Below are 23,863 nucleotides of genomic sequence, written 5' to 3' on the forward strand. Positions count from 1 at the left end.
TCACATTCCACGTGCAGCGACTTGGCCGCATCCGGCCACGGCCAACGATTCAACCGGTCAGGACGTGAGGTCGTCGAGGGAGTCGGCGTCGACGATCCGGTAGGCGTAGCCCTGCTCGGCCAGGAAGCGCTGGCGGTTCTGGGCGAAGTCGGCGTCGACGGTGTCGCGGGAGACGATCGTGTAGAAGTGCGCGGTCTTGTTGCCGTCGCCGGGGCGCAGCAGCCGACCGAGCCGTTGAGCCTCCTCCTGGCGTGAGCCGTAGGCCCCGGAGACCTGGATCGCGACCTCGGCCGAGGGCAGGTCGATCGAGAAGTTGGCGACCTTGGAGACGACCAGCAGGTCGATCTCGCCGGAGCGGAAGGCGTCGAAGAGCCGCTGGCGCTCCTTGACCGACGTCTTGCCCTCGATCACCGGGGCGTCGAGCGAGGCGGCGATCTCGTCGAGCTGCTCGAGGTACTGCCCGATCACGAGCGTCGGCTTGCCGGCGTGGGAGGCGACGATCTCCTTGACCACGTCGATCTTGTGGTGGGTGCACGACGCGATCCGGTAGCGCTCGTCGGGCTCGGCGGTGGCGTAGACGAGTCGTTCGCCGGCAGGCAGCGTCACCCGCACCTCGACGCAGTCGGCCGGGGCGATCCAGCCCTGCGCCTCGATGTCCTTCCACGGAGCGTCGTAGCGCTTGGGGCCGATCAGGGAGAACACGTCGCCCTCGCGCCCGTCTTCCCGCACCAGCGTGGCGGTCAGGCCGAGCCGGCGGCGGGCCTGCAGGTCGGCGGTCATCCGGAAGATCGGGGCGGGAAGAAGGTGCACCTCGTCGTAGACGACCAGGCCCCAGTCGCGGGCGTCGAGAAGCTCCAGATGGGGATAGGCGCCCTTCCGGCGCATGGTCAGCACCTGGTAGGTGGCGATCGTGACCGGCCGGATCTCCTTGACCGACCCCGAGTACTCGCCGATCTCGTCCGGGGTCAGCGAGGTGCGGCGTACGAGCTCGTCCTTCCACTGCCGCGCGGAGACGGTGTTGGTGACGAGGATCAGCGTGGTCGCCTGGGCGTGCGCCATGGCGGCGGCGCCGACCAGCGTCTTGCCGGCGCCGCACGGGAGCACGACGACTCCGGAGCCGCCGTGCCAGAACGACTCGGCCGCCTCCGACTGGTAGGGGCGCAGCGTCCAGTCGGTGGTGTCCAGCGCGATCGAGTGCGCCTCGCCGTCGACGTAGCCCGCGTAGTCCTCGGCCGGCCAGCCGAGCTTGAGCAGCGCCTGCTTGAGGTTTCCGCGCTCGGAGGGGTGGACGACGACGGTGTCCTCGTCGAGCCGTGAGCCCAGCATCCCGGCGACCTTCTTCGCCCGGATGACCTCCTCCAGCACCGCCCGGTCGGAGGAGACCAGCACCAGGCCGTTCACCGGGTTCTTCTCCAGACGGAGCCGGCCGTAGCGTGCCATCGTCTCGGCGACATCGACCAGCAGGGAGTGCGGTACGGGATAGCGGGAGAACTCGAGCAGCGTGTCCACCACCTGCTCGGCGTCGTGCCCGGCCGCGCGTGCGTTCCACAGTCCCAACGGAGTCAGCCGGTAGGTGTGGATGTGCTCGGGTGACCGCTCCAGCTCGGCGAACGGCGCGATCGCCTTGCGGCACTCACCTGCCCGGGCATGGTCGACCTCGAGCAGCAGCGTCTTGTCCGACTGGACGATCAGGGGGCCGTCGTTCACCGGACCAGCCTACGGCGACGTCGGGCGCACGCTCCTGATCCGGGACAGCGCGAAGGAACGTACGTCGTCCTCGACCCGGGCCGCGAGAGAGCCGCCGTCGATCCCCAGCGGCTCGACGCGCGCCTCGCCGCCGACGCCGCGGCCGTCGACGTAGGAGATCACGACCTGTTCCCCGGCATCGATGGCCTCGTGGAGGATCGCCATGGTGGAGGCCGGCTCGGCCGGAGCCGGGCGGGCGGCCGCGGTCTCGTCACCCGCCTTGATCCTGGCCGCCACCGCGGTCGCACGCGCGGCGAGATGGGCCTCCTGAGCACCGGCCGGCCGCGCGCCGTTGCGGACCTTGGCGCGCTTGGCGTCGGGGCGTGCGACGTGGATGGATCCGTCGGGTGCCTCGACGACCGGGGCCAGGCCGAGCTCGCGCAGCCGGGGGAGGAGCGAGTCGAGCGCGACGGTGCTGACGACCACCGTCGGCGCCAGTCGTCGCAGTCCCAGGGACTCGGCCGCCGGGTGGGCCAGCAGCTCGGCCAGCGCCGCCTCGTCGTCGCTGCGCAGGTACGCGGTGGCGAACCCGACCCGGACCGTCCCGAACGTACGCGCCGTGTCGTCCACCAGGTAGGTCAGCGCCTGCGGGACGGGGGTGCGGGAGGCGGCGGTGAGGAACGCGTGGATCTCGGTGGCCGTCCAGCCGCGGTCCATGGCCCGACGCACCGACTCCTTGGTGAACCGGTAGACCGTCGCCCCACCGTGCGACTCCACGGTGGCCACCACGGCCAGGGTGCGCGCCAGCGCGGGCTCCAGCGGCCCCGGCGCGACCGCGGTCAGATCGCCCTGGAGCAGCACGTGGTCGACCGGCTCCGGCAGCAGCCCGGCCAGGGTCGGGACCGGATCCTCGCCCGCCACCAGCTGCCGACCGTACGCAGCCAGCCCCCCGAACGCGGCGAGCCCGAGCGTCTCCGCCTCGGTGAGCGTCCAGTCCACCAGGGCCTCGCGGGACTCGGTGCGGGTGCGCGGCCGGCGCGGCCGCTCCCAGGCGAGGCGGGTGACGACCGCGGCGGGGCCGGTGCCGGCGGCGAGGACCTCGCCGTCCGGCAGGGCGGCGAGCAGGCCCAGGGTCTGCCGCCGCGTCGCCACGGCCGAGGCTCCGGCCAGATCGGGGGCCAGCGCGTTCCAGGTCTTCCCGGCGGGGTCGCGCTGACCGACGAGCCCGGGCAAGCGGGGCGAGGCCAGCCAGGCGCTGGCGACGTGCGACCAGCGGGCCGCCAGGGGCTGTTGGAGCCACTGGTCGAAGAGCTCGGTCGGCATCCAGGCCGGATCGCCCTCCTCGTCGGCGCCCAGCGCGAGCAGCCCCGCGGCCCAGGCGACCTCGATCAGCAGCGCCGCTGTGGGCTCGGTGACATGGAGCCGCTCGGCCGTCGTCTTCAGGTCCCGGACCGTCAGACCCGCTCCGCCGCGCAGCGACCGGGGCGGCGTGACGCTCCAGCCGTCGAGGAGCAGCTCGAGGTTGCGTACGAGCTCGAAGGCGGCGCCCGCGGCCGCTCGGTCGACCAGCGTGGATGCCCGCGGGGAGGTCGGCAGGGGTGGTGGGACGTCCACGGCGGCGATCGTCGTCCGCCCACCCCGCAGCGCGAGCCCGACCTCGCCGGGCAGGGTCAGCATGCCGTCGCCCGAGGAGACCAGCAGCCCGTGGGCGATGAGCTCCTCGGCCGGTCCGGCCGCCTCCGCCACGGATACGCCCGGGCGCGCGCGTGAGGAGGAGGCCTGCCCGCCGCCGGCGTCGACGGCCTCCAGCATCGCGCGCGCCTCGGCGGACACAGCCGGCAGGCTGCGTACGACTTCTTCCTGGTCAGCGGCGAACGGCTGCAGCCCGGAGGTGCCGGGCGAGCCCCGCAGCAGGGCGGCGACACCGGTCACTGCGCGCAGGCCGTCGAGGGAGTGCCACACCAGGCAGGTGTCCTCGAGATGAGAAAGTGCTCGTGTCGCGGCGTCCACTTCAGCGTTCACCATGGAAGATAAGTGGGCTTTGGTGGTTTGATTCGCGAGGGCAACGGCATCAAGCACGATCAGCTCGAGATGGTTAAGGTCATCCATCGCGTAGTGCAAGGATGTGCGAGTGGCTGCTCGGGCGGCGAGTTGGCCGGAGTCATGAGGGGACGGCGTGGCGAGATCAGGACGAGCAAGAAGCAGGCGTGAGACGCGCTCTGTGGGCCAAGAGCGCAACTGGTCTGCGAGTGAGCGGAAGCCTGTGTCCATCGGCATCACGCTATCCCGGCAGGCCTAGGGGGCGAGATGTCCAGGAAAGTAGTGATCGCGCACGGGGCCGCGACCGATGTCGGCCAGGTGCGGAAGGTCAACGAGGACTCCCATGTGGCCGAGCCACCGGTCTTCGTCGTGGCGGACGGTATGGGCGGCCACGACGGTGGTGACATCGCCAGCGAGATGGTGATCCAGGAGTTCGCCAAGCTCGGCGGCACCCATTACGTGTCCGAGTCCGGCAGCCAGGCGATGGTCGAGGCCCTCCAGGCCGCACAGGACCGGATCGTGGCCTTCGCGCTCGAGCAGCGCTCGCGCGGGGCCTCGGACTACCAGTCCGGCACCACCTGTGCCGCGGCTCTGATCGCCGACGGCGGAAGCAGCCCGTTGTGGATCCTGCTCAACGTCGGCGACTCGCGGATCTACCGATACTTCGACGGCACGCTGAGCCAGCTCAGCCGCGACCACAGCCTGGTCCAGGAGCTGGTCGACTCGGGGCAGATCACGCGTGAGCAGGCCGAGCACCACCCGGAGCGCAACGTGGTGACCAGGGCGCTGGGCGGGATGGCCCCGGCGGTCCCGGACATCTTCCAGGTGACCCTGCCCGTGGGGGCCCGGCTGATGCTGTGCTCCGACGGCGTGAGCGGGATGATCTCGGATGCTGAGATCGCCGACATCCTCGCGGCGGAGGACACCGACGCCCGCGACACGGCCGAGAAGCTCGTCGCCGCCGCGGTCGAGGCGGGTGGCCGGGACAACGCCACCGCGATCGTGGTCGATGTGATGGGATTGACCGAGGAGAACCCGTATGACTCGGAGCAACAAAGGGTGAGTATGGAGCAGAAGCTAGGAGTGCTGCCATGAGTGAGCAAGGAACCATCGCAAGCACGTCCTACATGCCGGGCACATGGTTCGGCATCATCGGTGAGAGCGCCACGGTGTTGCTCCCGCCCTCGGAGAAGAGCCGTGCGGGCGCGCTGTGGGCGCTCGTCGACGACGGTGCCGGGTTCGACGAGGTGCTCGACGCGCTCGTCGCGACCGGGCTGAGCTCGTTGCCGGGCTTCGTCCTCATCTCCGGGGACGTGACGCCCGACGGCGGCAGCGTACGCACCGTCGTGCGCGGCCCGTCCGTGGTCTCGTTCGAGGCCGGCGAGGGCACCGTCGAGGTCGACGGCTCGTCGTCGAAGACGTGGGTCGAGCGCACGCTCGAGGGTGTCACCAGGATGTCCGTCTCGCTCGGCGAGGAGGGCGCGACCGGTGAGCCGATGACGGCGCTCGGTGGCCTGCTGCGGGTCTCGGGTCTCGAGGTTCCGCCGCCGGTCCCGGAGTCCGCCCAGGACGACTCGCCGGAGAGCCGCGCCGGTTTCGTCGCTGCCCCGGTGGCCGTCGAGGAGGGCCCCGACGAGGGCGTCGACGAGCCGGCGCCGGGTGACCCGCTCACCGATCCTCTTCCCGAGGACAGCTACGCCGACTCCGCCGACGACCTGGACTCCGCCGAGGAGCAGGGTCTCGACGAGGACGAGCCGGTCGCGGCTCCGCCCTCCCTCTCGGTCGTTCCGCCGATCCCTGTCTCGGGTGACCTCCCCGGTCTCGGGGCGGAGGCTGAGTCGGACTCCGGCGCGGAGGCAGACCTCGGCCCGGACTCCGACTTCGACGAGGATGTCGAGGCGGACGAGCCGATCTCGGTCAACCGTGGCGACGAGTCCGGCGAGGCGTCGGCACCGCGTCACGACGACCTGACCGAGCCGACAGAGGCGTTCGAGATGCCGGCCGCCTCCCAGGACGCCGACGACCAGGACTTCCCGGAGCCCGCTTCCGGCGGCTACGAGGACGACTACGCCAGCGACGAGCACGCTGCTGCCGTGGCGTCCTCCTTCGGTCCTTCCGCGGTCTCCCCGGAGCCCGTGTCCGACATGAACGTCGCTCCCGACGCCGAGACCGAGGTCCTTCCGGCCGTCGACGAGCAGGCCTACGACGGGCCCGAGTCCTACGACGAGCCTGAGTCCGCCCCGGCGCCCGGCTTCGGCCCGCCGTCGATGCCGCCTCCGCCTCCGCTGACGACGCCTCCGCCGCCGCCGGTGGACGCGCCGCCTGCTCCCTACGAGGAGTCGCGGGCCGAGGGCATGATCGACGCTGCGCCGAGCGACGCCCCGATCGAGGCACCGTCCTTCGACAGCGCTCCTGTCGACGCGCCGGTGACCGAGATCCCTCCGGCACCCCCGGCCCCTCCGGCGTTCCCGGCCCCGCCCGCGCCGCCGGCTCCGCCCGTGGCGCCGATCCCCGAGACCCACGACGAGCCGGTCTGGGAGGAGCCCAACCCCGATGAGGACGACCACGACGGTCTGACCCGCATCGGCGTGGGCGAGGACCTCAACGCCGGTCTCGCCGGCATCCCCGGCCAGCCCGAGGCCCCGAAGGTGACCGCCTACCCGGTCGCCCGCCTGGAGTTCTCCAGCGGCGACCGCGTCGAGGTCGACCGGGTCGTCCTGGTCGGCCGCGCCCCCGAGGCGAGCCGGTTCACGCCCACCGAGCAGCCGATGCTGGTGACCGTGCCCAGCCCGCACCAGGAGATCTCCTCGACCCACTGCGAGATCCGTCCCGGTGCCGGTGTCGACCACGGCGCAGCGGTGGTCACCGACCTCGGCTCGACCAACGGCACCGTGCTGGTCCAGCCGGGTCTCGGCCCGGAGGACCTGCGTCCCGGCGTACCCGTCCAGCTCATGCCGGGTGCCGTCATCGACCTCGGTGACAGTCTGACGATCCGGGTGACCAACCCATGATCAAGCGGCTCTCGCTCATGTCGCCTGCCCTTGTGGAGGCGGCGGCATGAGCGAGCGCCAGCGAGCGACGATGGGCCTCAGGCCGCCGCGTCCGTATTCTTCGCCTCTTCGTACGGAGGCGGCGGCATGAGCGTGGCCGGCCTGCCGGCTCCAACCGTCGAGGCTGCGATCGCTGAACCGGACCGTCGGTTCTACGCCTTCGCCATCGACCGGGTGATCGCGTGGGCGATCTTCGCCGCGGCCGGGTTCGCCGCCTGGCTGATCTTCTTCCGCAACGACAACCTGCTTGCCGGCGTCGGTTTGATCGCCGGCGTGGTCCTGGGAGTCTGGCTGGTCGGCACCGTACTCACCGGCTCCGGGGGCAAGACGCCCGGGAAGATGGCCCTCGGGCTCCGCGTGGTCAGCGATGACTCCGGAGCCGCGGGCCGCCCCATCGGCGTCGGCAAGGCGTTCGTACGCCAGGCCCTGCTCGGTCTCTGCACGATCCCGACGCTCGGCATCGGCACCGCCACCTTCGCCTGGGTCGCCGCGATGGACGACCGCGGCCGCCGCCAGGGGTGGCACGACCGCCGAGCAGGCTCGGTCGTGGTCGACGTACGGCCTCCGGCGGTCGTCGAGGCCGAGGAAGAGGCGCCCGCGCCGCGTCGCATCGTCAACCTGACCACCATGCGCCTGAAGCAGGCCGAGGCGACCCCGGAGCGGGCCGAGCGGCCGCAGACCCCCGCCGCGCCGACCCAGAGCCCCGCGGCTCAGGCGCCTGCCGCTCAGGCCGCGGCCGAGGCCCAAGCGGCGCAGACCATCGTCCCGGGCATGATCTCCCGTCAGGCACCCCCGGCTCCGATGCCGCCAGCTCCCGCCCCACCGACTCCGGCCCCTCCGGCCCCGCCGTTGGCGCAGCCCGCCCCTCCGCCGCCTCCCGTGCCTGCCCCGCAGCCCGCGGCGACGGCTCGCTGGCGGGTCACGTTCGACACCGGCCAGAGCTTCGTGGTCGAGGGCCTCGCCATCGTCGGTCGCGGCCCCGAGCCGCGTCCGGGCGAGGAGGTAGCCCACCGGGTAGCCCTCTCCTCGAGCGACATGTCCCTGTCCAAGACCCACGCCCAGTTCCAGATCGCGGCCGACGGCACCCTCGTGGTCATGGACCGTGGCTCCACCAACGGCACCACCCTGATCCGCCAGGGCGCCGCACGAGCCCTCGGTGCCCGCCGCCCCGCGGCTCTCATCGACGGCGACAAGGTCAAGTTCGGCGACCGCACCATGGACGTGGTTCGCGAAGCCTGACCGCCGAAAGGTCACCCGCGCCGGCCGAGACGTCACACAGTTGACGTCTCGGCCGACGCGCGTGACGCCTCGGCGAGGTCAGTCGACGGAGTCGAAGGTCTCCGGGCGATGCTCGACGCCGAAGCGGTCGGTGGGCCAGAAGACGACGGCGACGCGGCCGACGACGTCCGAGACGGGTACGAACGCGTTCGAGCAGGCCTCGTCGCCCGACTCCTGGCGTTCGGGGCTGCACAGATGGAAGGACGAGTCGGCGGAGTTGGCACGGTTGTCGCCCATCACGAAGATCCGGCCCTCGGGGACGACGGCCTTCCACCCCCGGCAGCCGCCCTTGACGTACGACCCGTTGTCCTGCGCCATCGGGCCGTCGCAGGTGTCGGCGGGAGCGATGAAGGACGACGCGTCCACGGGCGTGCCGTTGACGACGATCCGACCCGACTCGCAGCACTCCACGGTGTCGCCCGCGACTCCGATGACCCGCTTCACGAGGTGGTCACCGGTCGGGTAGAGCCCGATCTTGGCGAGCACGGCCCTGAAGCCGGTCGGGGCAGGTGCGATCTGGTTGGCGGAGAGCCAGCCGCCGGGATCGGTGAAGACGACGACGTCGCCGCGCTCGGGCGTGCCACCCATCCAGTAGGACGGCTTCTCCACCAGTACGCGGTCGTTGACCTCCAGCCCGGGCTGCATCGACTCGGAGGGGATGTAGAACGCCTGGGCGAGGAACGTCTTGATGACAACGGCGAGCAGGATCGCCGTCACCGCGATGATCAGGATCTCGACGAGCGACCCCAGAACTCCCCGCTGCCGTCGGCCTGACCCCACCGACGCCTCCCGCTCTGCCCCCATGCTGAGACCCTATCCAGACGACGAGTCCGGCCCGGGCGCTATCCAGAATTCACGGGCGCGCGGCGCCGCTCCTGCCCTAGGGTTCCTCACTCATCCGGACCCGAGGGGCGTCATGACCGACACACTGGAATCCCCGACCCATGAGCGTGCCGAGAAGGGCCCGTGGGCGATCTGGACCGTCCTGGCCCTGGCTGTGATCGACGCCATCGTGGCAGGAGTCCTCGGCTATCTGGGCGTCTCGCGGGCGACCAGTCAGGCGGAACCCAGCGCGCGGACCGTGACGCTCGCTGAGGCTCTCCCGGAGACGTTCGACCTCGCGGCCAACCTGTCCTTCGAACGCGATGCGATGACGGCCGGCGTACCTCCCGTCGTGCTCCGGCCGATCCAGCAGGCCACCGACGAGTCGGCGCAGGGGTGGCGCGCTCGGGTGCAGGAGATCGACGGCGGCGACAAGGAGCTCGACGCGACGCTCGCCCGGGTCGCCGAAGGTGTCGATGGCATCGATGGGCTGCGTACGCAGATGCTGGACGATCGCGCCAAGGGGACGGAGGGATACACCGCCCTGAGCAACGACTTGTTCAGCATCGCCGACGAGCTGCCGAACCCGGGCGATGGCCAGGCCGCCTCGTCGATCGAGGCGATCGGCCACATGCCCGAGGCATGGGACGCGCTGGGCCAGGAGCGCGCGATCATGATGGCCGTACTCTCCAGCTCACCGCCGACCGTCGCGAAGCAGATGAGCGACAACGAGATCGCGGCGCTCACCGAGGCGGAGGCGGAGCTGCGGCGCTCGCTCGCCGCCTTCTACGAGGGGTCGTCGGCGGACCAGCGTCGACGTCTCGACGAGCTGACGGCCGGCACGGCCACGGAGGGGGCCACCGGCGTGCCGGCCCACCAGGCCGTCAACGAGGTCATCGCCGGTGGCGGCACGGCGCTGACCCTGGATTCGTACGTCACGTCCAGCAACGACTTCATGCGCGGCCTGCGGGAGGTGCTCATCGCCTCCGCCGAGGAGATCGCCGAGGAGGCGCGGGCCGACCGCGACGATGCGACCCGCGCCGCGCTCGTCGCGCTCGTTCTCACGTTCGCGGTCGTGAGCGTCCTCGTCGTCATCGTGATCGTGTTCGTGGTCGTGCTGGTGGTCCTGGTCTCCCGGCGCCGATCCGCGAACACGCGTGGAGCCCGCGGATAGGGTCTGAGCGTGTCCGACCTCGACCCACGGCTCAACGCTCTCGAAGCGGATCTCAAGACTCGGGGAAGCGTGCTGGTCGCCTTCTCCGGCGGTGCCGACAGCGCCTTCCTCCTGGCGGCCGCCGCCAGGGCTCTGGGCAGCGACAACGTCGCCGCCGCGACCGGCTATTCGCACAGTCTTCCGATCGCGGAGAGGGACCCGGCCGCCGAGTTCGCGAAGAGTCTCGGCGTACGCCTCATCACCCCGCAGACCCACGAGATGGAGCGGGAGGGCTACCGGGCCAACGGCACCGACCGATGCTTCTTCTGCAAGGCTGAGCTGCTCGACACCCTAGTGCCGCTGGCGCGCGAGCTGGGCCTGGCCCACGTGGCCACCGGCACCAACGCCGACGACGCGATCGAGGGGCTCAACGGTCTCCGGCCCGGCATCCGCGCGGCCGCCGAGCGTGGTGCGATCACGCCGCTCAAGGACGCCGGGCTGACCAAGGAACAGATCCGCGAGGCCTCGCGCCGCTGGGAGCTGCCGACCTGGGACAAGCCGGCCGCGGCCTGCCTCTCCAGCCGGATCGCCTATGGCCTCGAGGTCACCCCGAGGCGCCTCGCGCGCGTGGAGAGAGCAGAGCAGGGCGTACGCAGCGTCCTGGCCGCCCGCGGCCACGACGCCGCCAGGGTGGACCTGCGCGTGCGTGACCACGGGGAGAAGGCCACCGTGGAGCTGTCCGCTACCCTCCTGCCTCTCGACCCCCACCATGCCGACGAGGTGCTCAAGACAGTGACCGACGCAGGATTCCCCGCCGCGGAGATCGACCCACGGGGCTTCCGCTCCGGATCGATGAACCAGAAGGCAGTCAAGTGACGGGGTTCTGGGACACGATCACCGCGACCCAGACCGTCCCCGAAGCGCCCTGGCTGATCGGCGCCGGCGTCGTCGCCCTGGTGCTGGTCGTGTGGCGGGGAACCTGGCGCACCGTACGCCTCGGCGTCACCGTCGTCCACGAGGCCGGGCACGCCGTGGTCGCGGTCCTGGTGGGCAGGCGCCTGGCCGGGATCAAGCTCCACTCCGACACCTCGGGCGTGACCCTCTCGCGCGGCAAGCCGTCCGGTCCGGGGATGGTGGCGATGCTCGCGGCCGGCTATCTCGCCCCGGCGCTCCTCGGCCTGCTCAGCGCGACCATGCTCGCCGCGGGTCACGCCCTGGGACTGCTGTGGCTCCTGGTGGCCGCGATGCTCGTGCTGCTGCTGTGGGTGCGCAACGGCTACGGCCTCGTCGTCCTGCTGGTGCTCGGCGCAGCCCTGGGCGCGATCAGCTGGTACGCCGACGGCCGCCTCCAGACCATCGTCGCCACGCTGGTCACCTGGCTGCTCCTGCTCGCCTCACCGAGGCCGCTCTTGGAGCTCCTCGGCCGCGGCGAGCGAGGCCGCCGCGGCTCCGACCCCGACCAGCTCGCCGGCCTGACCGGCATCCCGTCGGTGCTCTGGATCCTTGTCCTGCTGGCGGTGAACCTCGCCGGCCTGGTGGTCGGCGTGCAGACCCTGATCCCCGACCTGACCTGGATCTAGAGCTCGAACTCGTCGGCGATCTGGCGTAGCGCGGGGGAGACCTTCTTGGCCAGCTCGCGCGTGGGCGGGCGGCCCTGGGCGTAGCCGTCGCGGATGTCGTCGAGGAGCTTGATCACGTTCTCGACGATCAGCTCCATCTCCTCGGGCTTGCGGCGCTTGGCGGCACGCTGACGCCCGGCGACGGACGGGGAGCGCTCCAGAATGGTCACCGAGAGCGCCTGCTCACCGCGGCGCCCCTGGGCGATGCCGAACTCCACCCGGGTGCCGGCCTTCAAGGTCTTGGCAGCGCCCTCGGGGAGCGCGTCGGCGTGGACGTACACGTCCGGACCGTCGTCCTGCGACAGAAACCCGAAGCCCTTGGTGGCGTCGAACCACTTGACCTTGCCAGTAGGCACGGCAGCTTGCCCCTTCCTCGCGCATCAGCGCTTCAAACGTACGTCGCCCGGCGACTGTGACGGCCGACGCGGGAGAGCCTAGTCCTCAGCGCCCAGGGACGCGTGAGGTATTCCCCTCTCCGGCGTCGACGGCATCCACGGATGGCTCGCCATGTCGTCCCTCGTGCGGGTGGGGCCTATACTCCGCCTACCCCTCCATAGATTTGCAAATGATTTCGTACACCATTGGTAATCGAGACCACTTATGACGTAAGTTTGCGTCGCCAAAGACTGCAGACAGGTACGCCCGGGTGCCAGCAGACTTCGCGGCGGGGGACTGGGGTATGCACCACAGACGGTGCATGCCTCTCGGGAATGATGTGACATGGCCACGAGAGGGAGTAATGGCCGAGCCATACGCAAGCACAACCCACCGTCCGGAACGTAAGCCCTGGCAGGGAATTCGAGCGCGCCTCATCTTCGTGCTGCTCATCCCGACCATCGCGGCGATGGTGTTCGGCGGGTTGAGCATTTCGCGCGCCCTCTCAGCCCAGGCGGAAGCACGCCAGGCCGAGACTGTCGCCCAGGCACTGCCTGACACCTACGAACTCGCGATCAACATCCTGTTCGAGCGTGACGGTGCGCTCGCAGGCGTACCCGAGGTCGTCATGCGGCCGCTGCAGCAGAAGACCGACGAGTCGATCGAGGCCTGGAGCGCCAAGGCGAAGGAGATCGACGCCGGCGACGACAAGGACCTCGAGAACAGCATCGTCGAGATCCAGCAGGCCCTCAACGGCATCGACGACCTGCGTGCGCAGATCCAGGAGAAGGACACCGCGGTCGAGGCCCAGTTGGCCTACACGACCGTGATGAACAACCTCTTCGGGATCTCGGCGCAGATGCCGACCCTGGAGAACGACGAGGTCTTCTCCAAGATCGCCGCGATCAGCAACGTGCGTCCCGCCTCGGAGGCCATGGGCAGCGAGCGCGTGATCATGATGAAGGCGCTGAGCAAGAAGGCGGCCGCGGAGAGCAACGGTGCGGTCAACCCCGACGTCCTCACCGACGAAGAGTTCGCCGAGCTCGCCCGTGCCGAGGCCAAGTGGCGCCTGTCGACGGCGGACTACTACGCCAAGACGTCCGACGACATCCGCCAGCAGCTCGACGAGCTGACCAACGACACCACCGATGAGGGTTCGGTCGGCGCGCCCGCTCACCGGGTCGTCAACCAGGTGATCTCCAGCGGCAGCATGGACCGGGTCAAGATGACCCCGGACCAGTACACCGAGGCCAGCACGGAGTTCATCCGTGGTCTGCAGAAGATGATCGTCCAGACCGCGCAGGAGATCAGCGACGACGTCGAGCAGATCAAGAGCGACGCGACCCGCGACGCCATCGTCATCGGGCTCCTCGTTCTCGGTGTTCTGATCTTCGCCCTCGCCGTCGGTCTGGTCGCGGCCCGCTCCATCCTGTCGCCGCTGAGCCAGCTGCGTCGCCTGGCCTACAACCTGGCCAACCACGACCTGCCCGAGCGAGTCGCCTACATGAACCAGGCCGACGGCCCGGTGGATACGCATGTGGAGCCGCTGGACATCGCGCGTCGAGACGAGATCGGTGACGTCGCGGACGCGTTCGACGCGGTCCACGTCGAGGCGATCCGGCTGGCGGGCGAGCAGGCCGAGCTGCGTACGAACGTCGACAAGATGTTCATGAACCTCTCCCGCCGTTCGCAGAGCCTCGTCGAGCGTCAGCTCCAGCTCATCGACCAGCTCGAGGCCAACGAGCAGGACCCTGACGACCTCGCGAACCTGTTCCGCCTGGACCACCTCGCCACCCGAATGCGCCGCAACGACGAGTCCCTCCTGGTCCTCGCCGGTGGCGAGATCGGCCACGCGGCTCGTGGCCCGGTCCCGGTCCTCGACGTGCTCCGTGCCGCGGCCTCCGAGATCGAGCAGTTCGCCCGGGTCGACATCGACTCCGACGAGAACGCCGAGTTCGAGGGTGCGATCGCGGGTGACCTCGTGCACCTGCTCGCGGAGCTGATCGAGAACGCCACCAACTTCTCCCCGCCCGACACCGCAGTCACGATCCGCACCTTCCGCGCCGGCCCCGCCGCGCCGCTGCTGGTCGAGATCGAGGACCTCGGTATCGGCATGACGCCGGAGGAGCTCGACGCGGCCAACATGAAGCTGCGCCGTGCGACCGGCCTCGACGCCGACGTCGCCCGGATGATGGGTCTGGTCGTGGTCGCGCGCCTGGCGGCGCGTCACGGTCTCTACATCGAGCTCGTCCCGAACCGCCCCCGCGGTGTGGTCGCGCGCGTCGAGATGCCGGTCACCACGATCGTCGGCGCTCACGCGGAGGCCCCGTCCGGCCAGCAGCAGGGCTTCGACGCCTACGCCTTCCAGCAGGGCGGCTACGGCCAGCAGACCGGCGCCTACCCGGGCACCGGCGAGCTTCCCTACGAGATGCAGTACGGGATGCCCGCCTACGACGCCCAGCCGTACGCAGGTGGCAACCCCTACGACGTGCCGGTCGGTGCGCTTCCGGCGCCCGAGGCGCCTGCCGCCTCCGCTGCGGCGCCCCCGGCCCTGCCGAGCCGTACGCCTGGTGCGTCCAACCACCCCAACCTCTCCAACGGCGGTGCGTCGGCCTTCCAGCAGGGTGCCAACGGCCACTCGGGCCAGCACAACGGCTTCGGTCAGAGCGGACCGCAGACGGGCCAGCAGCCCGCTTTCGGTGGTGTCCCGCCGATGCCGGGCGACCCGGGATTCGAGGGTCCGGGCGCGCGTACGGGCAGCTTCCCGGCGCAGCCGCAGCAGTTCAGCGGTGGCCAGCCGCAGTACGGGGGAGACCCGTTCGGCGGCGATCCGTTCGGCGCCAACCAGCCGCCGGCCCCGCAGCAGAACCCCAGCGGCCAGCAGCAGAACTTCCTCTCCAACATGCTGCCGGTTCGCAAGGCCGAGGACCTGGCCGCCCGCTTCCCCGACGGTCGTTTCGACCCGAGCACCGAGACCGGCGAGTTGCCGCGTCGCGACCCGGGCTCGCAGGGCGGCAGCCCGTTCGGCACCGACACCGGCGCGTTCCGCACCTTCGAGCGCCCCAACGAGCGCACCACGCCGCGTACGCCGCCGCCGGGCTTCGGTCCCGACGACGACCCGTTCGGTCCGGCCGGTGACGCGATCGCCCCGGGCCCGATGGGCCCGATGGCTCCGGAGCCGACCAACTCGCCGAACCCGCTCGACTCGACCACCGAGGTTCCGATCCTCGAGGACGAGGGCAGCTCGATCTTCGACGACCTGCAGTCCGAGTGGTTCACCCGTCGTCGCCCGCTCGGCGCGCGCCGTGCGATGGAGTCCAAGGGCGACCCGCTCAGCGACCCGATCGCCCCGGCCGCCAAGGCCGGTCCGGGACCCAAGCCCGACGCTGCCCGTCCGGCGGCCGCCCCTGCGGGCGAGCCGGCCGACGAGCCGGTCGCGCAGGACGACGAGCCGACCACGCCGATGAGCTGGTCCTCGCCGGGCGACGAGGGTTGGCGCCGGGCGCAGGAGCTGGAGCAGCTGCAGGAGCAGGAGCCGGCGACGGTCACCCAGGGTGGCCTCCCCGTTCGTGTTCCGGGTCAGAACCTGATCCCAGGTGCGGCGCCTTCGGTCACACCACCGTCATCAGGTCCGCGTAACATGGACGCGCGCCGCACCCGTGGCATGTCCAGCTTCCAGAAGGGCGTCAGCCGCGCCCGCAACAACCCCGCTGATGCGGAAAGCAACCCCGAAGGTGAGGAGCAGCAGTGACAACGGCCCCCGCAGGACTGGACTGGCTTGTCGACAGCCTGACCCAGCGCACCCCTGACATCGCTCACGCGATCTTGGTGTCGGCTGATGGTATGCCGATGGCCAGCTCCGTCGACTTCCCCCCGGACCGGGCCGACCAGCTCTCGGCGATCGCCTCCGGTCTCACCAGTCTTACCCAGGGAGCAGCTCGGTGCTTCGCGGCGGGTAATGTCCAGCAGATGGTCATCGAGATGGACGGTGGCTATCTGGTCCTCATGGCGGTTGGTGAGGGCTCCAGCCTTGCTGCCCTCGCCGCCCCCGACTGCGATCTGGGACAGGTTGGCTACCAGATGCAGCTGTTGATCTCGCGTGTTGCCACCGCCCTCACCCCCGATACCAGAACCGGCGCCTGATCAGTGCCCCGACCCTAGGACCGAGATCGTGAGCAACCACGCATCCGAACCGCCGCCGCTGGTCAGGCCTTATGCCCTGACTCGTGGCCGCACGCAACCCAAGCGCGTCTTCCCGATGGAAGCACTGGTGATCACCGACCGCTACGTGATCGACGGCTACGTCCGGTCGCCCGAGGAGCGGACGATCGCAGAGCTCTGCCGCGAGAGCCGTTCCGTCGCTGAGGTCGCGGCGCTCATCCGGGTGCCCCTGGGTGTCGCCCGAGTCCTGATCGGTGACCTTGCGGAGCGCGGCGTGGTGCAGGTGCACGCCAGCAAGGTCCCGGACGCCCCGGACACCGCTCTCCTCGAGCGCGTGCTGTCCGGCCTGAGGAAGCTTTGACAGGAGTAATGCAGTGACCACCGACTCCAAGCAGGCGACGATGTCTGCGAAGATCGTCATCGCCGGCGGGTTCGGCGTTGGTAAGACGACCTTCGTGGGCTCCGTCTCGGAGATCGTCCCCCTGACGACCGAGGCCGTGATGACGCAGGCGACCGCCGGCGTCGACGACCTCTCCGCAGTGCCCAACAAGAAGACGACCACGGTCGCGATGGACTTCGGCCGAGTCTCCCTCGACTCCGACCTGATCCTCTACCTGTTCGGCACCCCCGGTCAGAACCGCTTCTGGTTCATGTGGGACGACCTGACCCAGGGCGCCATCGGTGCCGTGGTGCTCATCGACACCCGTCGCCTCGCCGACTCCTTCGGCGCGATCGACTACTTCGAGTCCCGCAACGTGCCGTTCGTCGTGGCCCACAACGTCTTCGGCGCCAACCAGGCCTACAAGCCGGAGCAGATCCGCGAGGCCCTGGCTCTGCGCCCGGACATCCCGATCGTCACCTGTGACGCTCGCGACCGTCAGTCGACCAAGGCGACGCTGATCTCGCTCGTCGAGTACGTCCTCTCCATGGTCTCCACGCGCGCTCTTCAGTAGCCAAGCGTCACCGACACCCGCCGTAGCCACGCTCCGGCGGGTGTCGGCCATTTCAAGGACTGTCGTGACTGTGCAGTAGAGGCGTACGTCTGGGAGGATCACGCGTTGTGCTGAAGTTCAGGTTGTGGTGGCGCAAGGTGACCCCGAAGTGGCACCTGAGGCGCATGTGGGTGAAGATGTGGTCCGTGATCACGACCCCGTACGCCGATGCGACGGCCGTCGCTGCCGTCGACGAGGCCCGCGCCGCGCTCCTGTCCGACGTGCCAGCCGGTGACGTCGGAGAACATCTCGGCCATGTGGTCGAGAAGGGTGCTGGCCCGGGCGTCGTGACCCACCTGTTCGCCTGCACCCGCAAGGGCTACGTCGGGTGGCACTGGTCGGTCACGCTCGTCACCGTGCCCTCGCTCGACGGCCCGGGATTCGGCGTCGATGCTCCGGTGACCATCAACGAGGTCGTCCTCGTCCCCGGTGACGCCGCGATCGTCGCGCCGGCCTGGGTGCCCTACCGCGAACGGATCAAGCCGGGCGACCTCTCACCCGGTGATCTGCTCCCGGTCGAGGACGACGACGCGCGGCTGGTCCCGACGTACGCCTTCGGTGACGACCCGCTCGACGCCGACGAGAAGGCTCAGGTGCGCGAGGTCGCCAAGGATCTCGGCCTCGGCCGTGTCCGGACCCTGTCCCTCTCCGGCTTCGACGCCGCCGCCGAGCGGTGGTACGCCGGTGACGGCGGTCCCGAGGCGCCGCTCGCGCAGGCAGCTCCCGACCAGTGCCACAGCTGTGGCTTCCTGGTCCGGCTGACCGGCCATCTGGCCACGAGCTTCGGTGTCTGCGCCAACGGCGACGCCAACGACGACGGCAAGGTGGTCAGCCTCAACCACGGGTGCGGTGCGCACTCGGAGGTGCGGCTGGCGAAGAAGCACGAGCCGCAGCCGCTGCCGGACCCGGTCTTCGACACGATCAGCGACGACGCCGAGCCCTTCTAGCCGAGCGGTTCTAGGCGAGGCCCTCGGCGCGCAGCCGGCGGGCCTTGCGGCGCCGGGTCAGCTCGATGCCGATCGCACCGATGCCGAAGGCGGCCAGGCAGGTCCAGATCCACCAGGTCCAGCCGCGGTCGTTGAGCAGACCCCAGAAGGGGAGCAGGGCGACGAACCCGACCAGCCAGCCGAGGGTGGCGAGCTCGAAGGCACGGATGCCGTCCTGGTCGACGAGCTCGATCTTCGGCTCGGAGACGGCCTGGACCGGCTCCTCGACAGGCGGCTCGTCGTAGCCGTAGTCCTGGGGGTAGCCATGCCCATCGTCGGACTGAGTCTCGGCGTAGTAGTCGCCGTCGTACCCGTCGTACTGCTGCTCCGGGTAGGTGCCGGAATAGTCGTCGTCGCGGTACTGGTCGCTCATGGCATCCAATCTAGTAGGTCACCACGAGCCGGTAGGGTTGGGTGGAAACGCTGACGACCTGGAGGTCCCTGATGGCTTCGCTCCGCTGCCCCTGTGGCACCAACTTCCGCACGGAGACCGACGACGAGCTGGTCGAGAAGGTGCAGGAGCACCTCGCCGAGGCTCACCCCGGCCGCACCTACAGCCGCGACGACATCCTGATGCTCGCCGCGATGTCCTGACGCTGTGACGGCGCCCTCACCCGGGCGCCGTCTCTTCCCGGAATAGTTAGCGCCGGTAAGCAGTTATGCTTACCGACATGCCTACCGCACAGCCAGCCTCCGCGCCCGACGCGGCCTCTGACATCCCCGAGGTCGCCTCGGTGCTGCGCACCTCCGTCATGCGGATGCGCCGCCGCCTGGCCAACGAGCGCCACCCTGACAACGACCTCTCCCTGGGGTCGATGGCGGTGCTCGGGGCGTTGTACGCCAACGACGAGATGACCCTCGGCGCCCTCGCCGGGCGCGAGCGCGTCCAGCCGCCGAGCATGACCAGGATGGTCAACTTCCTCGAGGAGGGCGGCTACGTCGTCCGCCGCCAGGGCGAGACCGACCGCCGCCAGGTGCTGGTCTCGATCACCGACAAGGGCCGCCGGACCGTACGCAAGGACCGGCTCAGCCGGGACGCCTGGCTCGCCCAGCAGCTCGTCGACCTCGATGCGGACGAGCTCGCCGCCCTCCGCACAGCCGCTTCGATCATGGAGAGAATAGCCACCAGTTGAGTCCCACGTTCCGTTCCCTGCGCAGCCACAACTACCGCCTCTACCTAGCCGGCAGTGTCGTCTCCAACGTCGGCACCTGGATGCAACGCATCGCTCAGGACTGGTTGGTCCTGAGTCTTGGCGGCGGGGGAGCGGCACTCGGTATCACCACCGGTCTGCAGTTCCTGCCCATCCTCCTGCTCAGCCCCTACGCCGGGGTCATCGCAGACCGCTTCCCGAAGCGCCGCCTGCTGCAGGCCGCCCAGGGGTGGATGGCCCTGATGTCGCTGCTCCTCGGTGTGCTGGCGGTGAGCGGCCACGCCGAGGTGTGGATGGTCTACGTGATCGCGTTCCTCTTCGGCACCGGCGCCGCCTTCGACGGCCCGGGCCGGCAGTCGTTCGTCTCGGAGATGGTCCACCCCGACGACCTCACCAACGCCGTCGGCCTCAACTCGGCCTCGTTCAACCTCGCCCGCCTCATCGGGCCGGCGCTGGCCGGGCTCCTCATCGGCTCGCTGGGGAGCGGCCCCGAGGCGACCGGCTGGGTGATCCTCATCAACGCCGTCTCCTACCTCGCCGTGATCGGCCAGCTGCAGCGGATGAACACCGCCGAGCTGCACTCGCCCGATCCCGTCGCCCGGCGGAGCGGGATGCTGCGCGAGGGCATCGGCTACATCCGTACGCAGCCCAAGATGCTGATGGTCCTGGTGATCATCTTCTTCGTCGGCACCTTCGGGGCGAACTTCCCGATCACCTCGGCGCTGATGGCGACCGAGGAGTTCGGCAAGGGGGCCAGCGAGTACGGCCTGCTCGGCACCGTCCTGGCCATCGGCTCGCTCTCTGGTGCCCTGCTCGGCGCCCGCCGCACCCGGATCCCGCTCAGGCTGATCGTGCTGGCGGCGACCGGGTTCGGCCTCACCGTCATCGTGTCCGGGCTGATGCCGACGTACGCCCTCTTCGCCCTGATCTCGCCCGTGCTCGGCTTCTTCACGATCACGACCCTCAACGCCTGCAACGCCACGATGCAGACCGAGGCGGCCCCGGAGTTCCGCGGCCGGGTGATGGCGATCTACATGACCGTCCTGATGGGCGGCACCCCGCTGGGCGCCCCGCTCATCGGCTTCGTCGGCGAGCACTTCGGTGCCCGCACGACCCTGTACGCGAGTGGTGCTCTGGTGCTGTTGGGTACGCTTGCGGGGGTGCTGCTCCTCGCCGCACTCAGAGGTGGTATCCGGGCCGTTTTGACCCCCTCTCAAGCCGCCGGGTAGCCTCTGAAGCGTGTCTGGGACAACCAGGCCGTCGCGCGTGCCCGGAACAAGCTCGAGAGATAGGTCTCGGACCCGGGTTCGGCGCCCTCAGTACGGGGTTCGGTTCGAAAGATCCGCCCACTTGTGCGTTGAGGTCAGGGCGACACGCCCGACCTCGGGGGCGAGGCGGGACCAGTTGGTATCGCACCACCTGGACGCACAACATTGGATCCTTCGCGGCAGAGCGCCGCGTAGTGAGAGCAGAAAAGAAGGGGAACCACCGAGGTGCCCACAATCAACCAGCTGGTCCGCAAGGGCCGCGAGGACAAGGCGACGAAGTCGAAGACGCCTGCCCTCAAGGGATCGCCGCAGCGCCGTGGCGTCTGCACGCGCGTCTACACCACCACCCCGAAGAAGCCGAACTCCGCCCTCCGGAAGGTCGCCCGTGTGCGTCTCTCCTCCGGCGTCGAGGTCACCGCTTACATCCCGGGTGTGGGTCACAACCTTCAGGAGCACTCCATCGTGCTCGTCCGCGGCGGTCGTGTGAAGGACCTCCCCGGTGTTCGTTACAAGATCATTCGCGGCTCGCTCGACACCCAGGGCGTGAAGAACCGCAAGCAGGCCCGGAGCCGCTACGGCGCCAAGAAGGAGAAGTGAGATGCCTCGTAAGGGTCCCGCTCCCAAGCGTCCGCTCGTCGTCGACCCCGTCTACGGCTCGCAGCTCGTAACCCAGCTCGTCAGCAAGGTCCTGCAGGACGGCAAGAAGCAGGTCGCGCAGCGCATCGTCTACACCGCGCTCGAGGGCTGCCGTGAGAAGACCGGCACCGACCCCGTGGTCACGCTCAAGCGCGCCATGGACAACGTGAAGCCGGCCATCGAGGTCAAGTCCCGCCGTGTCGGTGGCGCGACCTACCAGGTTCCGGTCGAGGTCAAGGGCACGCGTGGCACCACGCTCGCGCTGCGCTGGCTCGTCGGCTACGCCCAGGACCGTCGTGAGAAGACGATGGCCGAGCGCCTGATGAACGAGATCCTCGACGCGAGCAACGGCCTCGGCGCCGCTGTGAAGAAGCGCGAGGACACCCACAAGATGGCCGAGTCCAACAAGGCCTTCGCGCACTACCGCTGGTGACGTACGGCGGGGTGCCTGCCGCACAATGTGGGCACCCCGCCCATCCAGACCGAAGACAATCTCTTTAAGGAACGCTGAAGACAGTGGCCGTCGACATCACCACGGACCTCAATGTGGTCCGCAACATCGGCATCATGGCGCACATCGATGCCGGTAAGACCACCACCACCGAGCGCATCCTGTTCTACACCGGTATCTCGTACAAGATCGGTGAGGTCCACGAAGGCGCAGCCACGATGGACTGGATGGAGCAGGAGCAGGAGCGCGGCATCACGATCACGTCCGCCGCGACCACCTGCTGGTGGAAGGACCACCAGATCAACATCATCGACACCCCGGGGCACGTCGACTTCACCGTCGAGGTGGAGCGCTCGCTGCGCGTCCTGGACGGTGCTGTCGCCGTCTTCGACGGTGTCGCCGGTGTCGAGCCGCAGTCGCAGACCGTGTGGCGTCAGGCGAACAAGTACGCCGTCCCGCGGATGTGCTTCGTCAACAAGCTCGACCGCACCGGTGCCGACTTCTACATGGTCGTCGACTCCATCGTCGACAAGCTGCACGCCACCCCGCTGGTGCTGCAGCTGCCGATCGGTGCCGAGTCCGACTTCATCGGCGTCGTCGACCTGATCGAGATGAACGCCAAGGTCTGGCGCGGCGAGACCCAGCAGGGTGAGGACTACGTCGTCGAGGGCATCCCCGCGGACATGGCCGACAAGGCCGCCGAGTGGCGCGAGAAGCTCGTCGAGACCCTCGCCGAGGCCGACGACGACATCATGGAGGTCTACCTCGAGGAGGGCGACGTCTTCGACGTTCCCACCCTGAAGGCCGCCATCCGTCGTGCGACCCTCGCCGACAAGCTCAACCCGATCCTCACCGGCACCGCGTTCAAGAACAAGGGCGTCCAGCCCCTGCTCGACGCGATCGTCGACTACCTGCCCTCGCCCATCGATGTCGAGTCGATCATCGGCCACGACGTCAAGGACGAGGAGCTCGAGGTCTCGCGCAAGCCTTCCGAGGACGAGCCGTTCTCCGGCCTGGTCTTCAAGATCGCTTCCGACCCGCACCTGGGCAAGCTGTTCTACCTGCGCGTCTACTCCGGCAAGGTCGAGGCGGGTGCGACCGTGGTCAACCCGATCAACGGCCGCAAGGAGCGCATCGGCAAGATCTACCAGATGCACGCGAACAAGCGTGAGGAGATCAACTCGGTGGGCGCCGGCCAGATCGTGGCCGTCATGGGTCTGAAGGACACCAAGACCGGTCACACCCTGTGCGACCCGTCCAACCCGGTCGTCCTCGAGTCGATGAGCTTCCCGGCCCCCGTGATCGAGGTCGCCATCGAGCCGAAGACCAAGGGTGACCAGCAGAAGCTGGGCACGGCGATTCAGCGCCTCACCGAAGAGGACCCGACCTTCACGGTCAAGACCGACGAGCAGACCGGCCAGACCATCATCGCTGGTATGGGCGAGCTCCACCTCGAGGTCTTCGTCGACCGGATGAAGCGCGAGTTCAAGGTCGAGGCCACCGTCGGCAAGCCGCAGGTCGCCTACCGCGAGACGCTTCGCAAGAAGGTCGAGAACCACAGCTACACCCACAAGAAGCAGACCGGTGGTTCGGGTCAGTTCGCGAAGGTCGTCATCTCCGTCGAGCCCAACATCGACGAGGAGACCGGCCAGGGTGCGGGCTACGAGTTCGTCAACAACGTCACCGGTGGTCGCGTGCCGAAGGAGTACATCCCTTCGGTCGACCAGGGTGCTCAGGACGCCATGGAGTTCGGTATTCTCGCCGGCTTCCCCATGGTCGATGTGAAGGTCTCGCTCGAGGACGGCGCCTACCACGACGTCGACTCCTCCGAGCTCGCCTTCAAGATCGCCGGCAACCAGGCCTTCAAGGAGGCCGCGCGCATGGCGAAGGCCGTCCTGCTGGAGCCGATGTTCGCCGTCGAGGTGACGACCCCTGAGGCGTTCCTCGGCACCGTTATCGGTGACATCAACTCCCGTCGCGGCCAGGTGTCTTCGCAGGAGGAGCGCCACGGCGACATGGTCGTCCAGGCTCTCGTCCCGCTGTCCGAGATGTTCGGGTACGTCGGTGACCTCCGGTCCAAGACCAGCGGTCAGGCGTCGTACTCGATGGAGTTCGACTCGTACGCCGAGGTTCCCACGAACGTCGCCGACGAGATCATCAAGAAGGCCCGTGGCGAGTGACCTTCGGGTCGCCCG

22 protein-coding genes are annotated in these 23,863 nt (G+C 69.5%); 17 read left to right on the forward strand and 5 right to left on the reverse strand.

Annotated elements, in window-relative coordinates:
* Positions 1-57: 57 nt before the first annotated feature.
* Positions 58-1,707, reverse strand: a complete 1,650-nt coding sequence (locus ACW14X_RS19015) for a DNA repair helicase XPB (RefSeq protein WP_457162970.1) — start codon at positions 1,705-1,707, stop codon at positions 58-60.
* A gap of 9 nt (positions 1,708-1,716) precedes the next feature.
* Positions 1,717-3,711, reverse strand: coding sequence for a helicase-associated domain-containing protein (locus ACW14X_RS19020; protein WP_457162971.1), 1,995 nt, complete (start codon positions 3,709-3,711; stop codon positions 1,717-1,719).
* A gap of 282 nt (positions 3,712-3,993) precedes the next feature.
* Here ACW14X_RS19020 and ACW14X_RS19025 point away from each other — a divergent pair, with 282 nt between their 5' ends.
* The 3 genes from ACW14X_RS19025 to ACW14X_RS19035 all read left to right on the forward strand — a co-directional run bounded on the left by ACW14X_RS19025 (position 3,994) and on the right by ACW14X_RS19035 (position 8,015).
* Positions 3,994-4,821: a PP2C family protein-serine/threonine phosphatase gene (locus ACW14X_RS19025; protein WP_141795102.1), complete on the forward strand. Its 828-nt coding sequence runs from the start codon at positions 3,994-3,996 to the stop codon at positions 4,819-4,821.
* On the forward strand, positions 4,818-6,737 hold the full coding sequence (locus tag ACW14X_RS19030; protein WP_160026960.1) for an FHA domain-containing protein: 1,920 nt from the start codon (positions 4,818-4,820) through the stop codon (positions 6,735-6,737). The genes ACW14X_RS19025 and ACW14X_RS19030 overlap by 4 nt, the downstream gene beginning before the upstream one ends.
* Positions 6,738-6,863: 126 nt before the next feature.
* On the forward strand, positions 6,864-8,015 hold the full coding sequence (locus ACW14X_RS19035) for an RDD family protein (RefSeq protein ID WP_457162972.1): 1,152 nt from the start codon (positions 6,864-6,866) through the stop codon (positions 8,013-8,015).
* Between the two features lie 78 nt (positions 8,016-8,093).
* Here the strand turns inward: ACW14X_RS19035 and lepB are convergent, their stop codons facing one another.
* Positions 8,094-8,858, reverse strand: a complete 765-nt coding sequence (gene lepB / locus ACW14X_RS19040; protein ID WP_160026964.1) for a signal peptidase I — start codon at positions 8,856-8,858, stop codon at positions 8,094-8,096.
* Positions 8,859-8,970: 112 nt separating this feature from the next.
* Between lepB and ACW14X_RS19045 the strand changes: the two genes are divergently transcribed.
* From ACW14X_RS19045 to ACW14X_RS19055, 3 genes are read left to right on the forward strand one after another with little or no spacing between them, the layout of a single operon-like run.
* On the forward strand, positions 8,971-10,050 hold the full coding sequence (locus tag ACW14X_RS19045) for a nitrate- and nitrite sensing domain-containing protein (RefSeq protein ID WP_457162973.1): 1,080 nt from the start codon (positions 8,971-8,973) through the stop codon (positions 10,048-10,050).
* A gap of 9 nt (positions 10,051-10,059) precedes the next feature.
* Complete coding sequence (gene larE, locus ACW14X_RS19050; protein WP_457162974.1) at positions 10,060-10,905, forward strand: ATP-dependent sacrificial sulfur transferase LarE; 846 nt, start codon at positions 10,060-10,062, stop codon at positions 10,903-10,905.
* A complete protein-coding gene (locus tag ACW14X_RS19055) occupies positions 10,902-11,609 on the forward strand; it encodes a M50 family metallopeptidase (protein ID WP_457162975.1) in 708 nt (235 codons plus the stop codon). The genes larE and ACW14X_RS19055 overlap by 4 nt, the downstream gene beginning before the upstream one ends.
* Here the strand turns inward: ACW14X_RS19055 and ACW14X_RS19060 are convergent.
* Positions 11,606-12,004: a cold shock domain-containing protein gene (locus ACW14X_RS19060; protein ID WP_160026974.1), complete on the reverse strand. Its 399-nt coding sequence runs from the start codon at positions 12,002-12,004 to the stop codon at positions 11,606-11,608. The two genes, ACW14X_RS19055 and ACW14X_RS19060, sit on opposite strands and share 4 nt — an antisense overlap.
* Positions 12,005-12,465: 461 nt before the next feature.
* Between ACW14X_RS19060 and ACW14X_RS19065 the strand changes: the two genes are divergently transcribed.
* The 5 genes from ACW14X_RS19065 (at position 12,466) to ACW14X_RS19085 (ending at position 18,123) form a co-directional block, all read left to right on the forward strand.
* Entirely contained in the window at positions 12,466-15,774 is a 3,309-nt protein-coding gene (locus ACW14X_RS19065) for a nitrate- and nitrite sensing domain-containing protein (protein WP_457162976.1), read from the forward strand.
* Complete coding sequence (locus ACW14X_RS19070; protein ID WP_008360946.1) at positions 15,771-16,166, forward strand: roadblock/LC7 domain-containing protein; 396 nt, start codon at positions 15,771-15,773, stop codon at positions 16,164-16,166. The genes ACW14X_RS19065 and ACW14X_RS19070 overlap by 4 nt, the downstream gene beginning before the upstream one ends.
* A 28-nt stretch (positions 16,167-16,194) precedes the next feature.
* The gene (locus tag ACW14X_RS19075) at positions 16,195-16,545 is read left to right on the forward strand and encodes a DUF742 domain-containing protein (RefSeq protein WP_008360948.1); all 351 of its coding nucleotides are present in this window, start codon (positions 16,195-16,197) and stop codon (positions 16,543-16,545) included.
* 13 nt (positions 16,546-16,558) lie between these two features.
* Positions 16,559-17,137, forward strand: a complete 579-nt coding sequence (locus ACW14X_RS19080) for a GTP-binding protein (protein WP_008360949.1) — start codon at positions 16,559-16,561, stop codon at positions 17,135-17,137.
* 164 nt (positions 17,138-17,301) lie between these two features.
* Positions 17,302-18,123 carry a DUF3027 domain-containing protein gene (locus ACW14X_RS19085; RefSeq protein ID WP_160029449.1) on the forward strand — a complete coding sequence of 274 codons (822 nt, stop codon included), beginning with the start codon at positions 17,302-17,304 and terminating at the stop codon, positions 18,121-18,123.
* A 10-nt stretch (positions 18,124-18,133) separates the two neighbouring features.
* Here the strand turns inward: ACW14X_RS19085 and ACW14X_RS19090 are convergent, their stop codons facing one another.
* Positions 18,134-18,535, reverse strand: coding sequence for a DUF2530 domain-containing protein (locus tag ACW14X_RS19090; protein WP_160026978.1), 402 nt, complete (start codon positions 18,533-18,535; stop codon positions 18,134-18,136).
* Positions 18,536-18,606: 71 nt separating this feature from the next.
* On the opposite strand from ACW14X_RS19090, the gene ACW14X_RS19095 reads away from it, so the two are divergent.
* The 6 genes from ACW14X_RS19095 to fusA all read left to right on the forward strand — a co-directional run bounded on the left by ACW14X_RS19095 (position 18,607) and on the right by fusA (position 23,848).
* Positions 18,607-18,756 carry a DUF1059 domain-containing protein gene (locus tag ACW14X_RS19095; RefSeq protein ID WP_091052351.1) on the forward strand — a complete coding sequence of 50 codons (150 nt, stop codon included), beginning with the start codon at positions 18,607-18,609 and terminating at the stop codon, positions 18,754-18,756.
* Positions 18,757-18,833: 77 nt separating this feature from the next.
* Positions 18,834-19,295, forward strand: coding sequence for a MarR family winged helix-turn-helix transcriptional regulator (locus ACW14X_RS19100; RefSeq protein WP_355224319.1), 462 nt, complete (start codon positions 18,834-18,836; stop codon positions 19,293-19,295).
* Positions 19,292-20,542: an MFS transporter gene (locus tag ACW14X_RS19105; protein ID WP_160026982.1), complete on the forward strand. Its 1,251-nt coding sequence runs from the start codon at positions 19,292-19,294 to the stop codon at positions 20,540-20,542. The genes ACW14X_RS19100 and ACW14X_RS19105 overlap by 4 nt, the downstream gene beginning before the upstream one ends.
* A 264-nt stretch (positions 20,543-20,806) precedes the next feature.
* Positions 20,807-21,178: a 30S ribosomal protein S12 gene (rpsL, locus tag ACW14X_RS19110; protein WP_008360965.1), complete on the forward strand. Its 372-nt coding sequence runs from the start codon at positions 20,807-20,809 to the stop codon at positions 21,176-21,178.
* 1 nt (position 21,179) lies between these two features.
* Positions 21,180-21,650, forward strand: a complete 471-nt coding sequence (gene rpsG, locus ACW14X_RS19115) for a 30S ribosomal protein S7 (RefSeq protein ID WP_008360967.1) — start codon at positions 21,180-21,182, stop codon at positions 21,648-21,650.
* 83 nt (positions 21,651-21,733) lie between these two features.
* Positions 21,734-23,848 carry an elongation factor G gene (gene fusA / locus ACW14X_RS19120; protein ID WP_160026984.1) on the forward strand — a complete coding sequence of 705 codons (2,115 nt, stop codon included), beginning with the start codon at positions 21,734-21,736 and terminating at the stop codon, positions 23,846-23,848.
* Positions 23,849-23,863: the final 15 nt, after the last annotated feature.

This window comes from Nocardioides sp. YJ-D4, from assembly GCF_054031495.1.

Coding starts and splice junctions, on each gene's coding strand:
- ACW14X_RS19025 (WP_141795102.1), top strand. CDS start 3,994: ATGTCCAGGAAAGTAGTGATCGCGCACGGGGCCGCGACCGATGTCGGC.
- ACW14X_RS19090 (WP_160026978.1), bottom strand. CDS start 18,535: ATGAGCGACCAGTACCGCGACGACGACTATTCCGGCACCTACCCGGAG.
- rpsG (WP_008360967.1), top strand. CDS start 21,180: ATGCCTCGTAAGGGTCCCGCTCCCAAGCGTCCGCTCGTCGTCGACCCC.
- ACW14X_RS19030 (WP_160026960.1), top strand. CDS start 4,818: ATGAGTGAGCAAGGAACCATCGCAAGCACGTCCTACATGCCGGGCACA.
- lepB (WP_160026964.1), bottom strand. CDS start 8,858: ATGGGGGCAGAGCGGGAGGCGTCGGTGGGGTCAGGCCGACGGCAGCGG.
- ACW14X_RS19085 (WP_160029449.1), top strand. CDS start 17,302: ATGTGGGTGAAGATGTGGTCCGTGATCACGACCCCGTACGCCGATGCG.
- ACW14X_RS19095 (WP_091052351.1), top strand. CDS start 18,607: ATGGCTTCGCTCCGCTGCCCCTGTGGCACCAACTTCCGCACGGAGACC.
- ACW14X_RS19100 (WP_355224319.1), top strand. CDS start 18,834: ATGCCTACCGCACAGCCAGCCTCCGCGCCCGACGCGGCCTCTGACATC.
- ACW14X_RS19020 (WP_457162971.1), bottom strand. CDS start 3,711: ATGGTGAACGCTGAAGTGGACGCCGCGACACGAGCACTTTCTCATCTC.
- ACW14X_RS19035 (WP_457162972.1), top strand. CDS start 6,864: ATGAGCGTGGCCGGCCTGCCGGCTCCAACCGTCGAGGCTGCGATCGCT.
- ACW14X_RS19045 (WP_457162973.1), top strand. CDS start 8,971: ATGACCGACACACTGGAATCCCCGACCCATGAGCGTGCCGAGAAGGGC.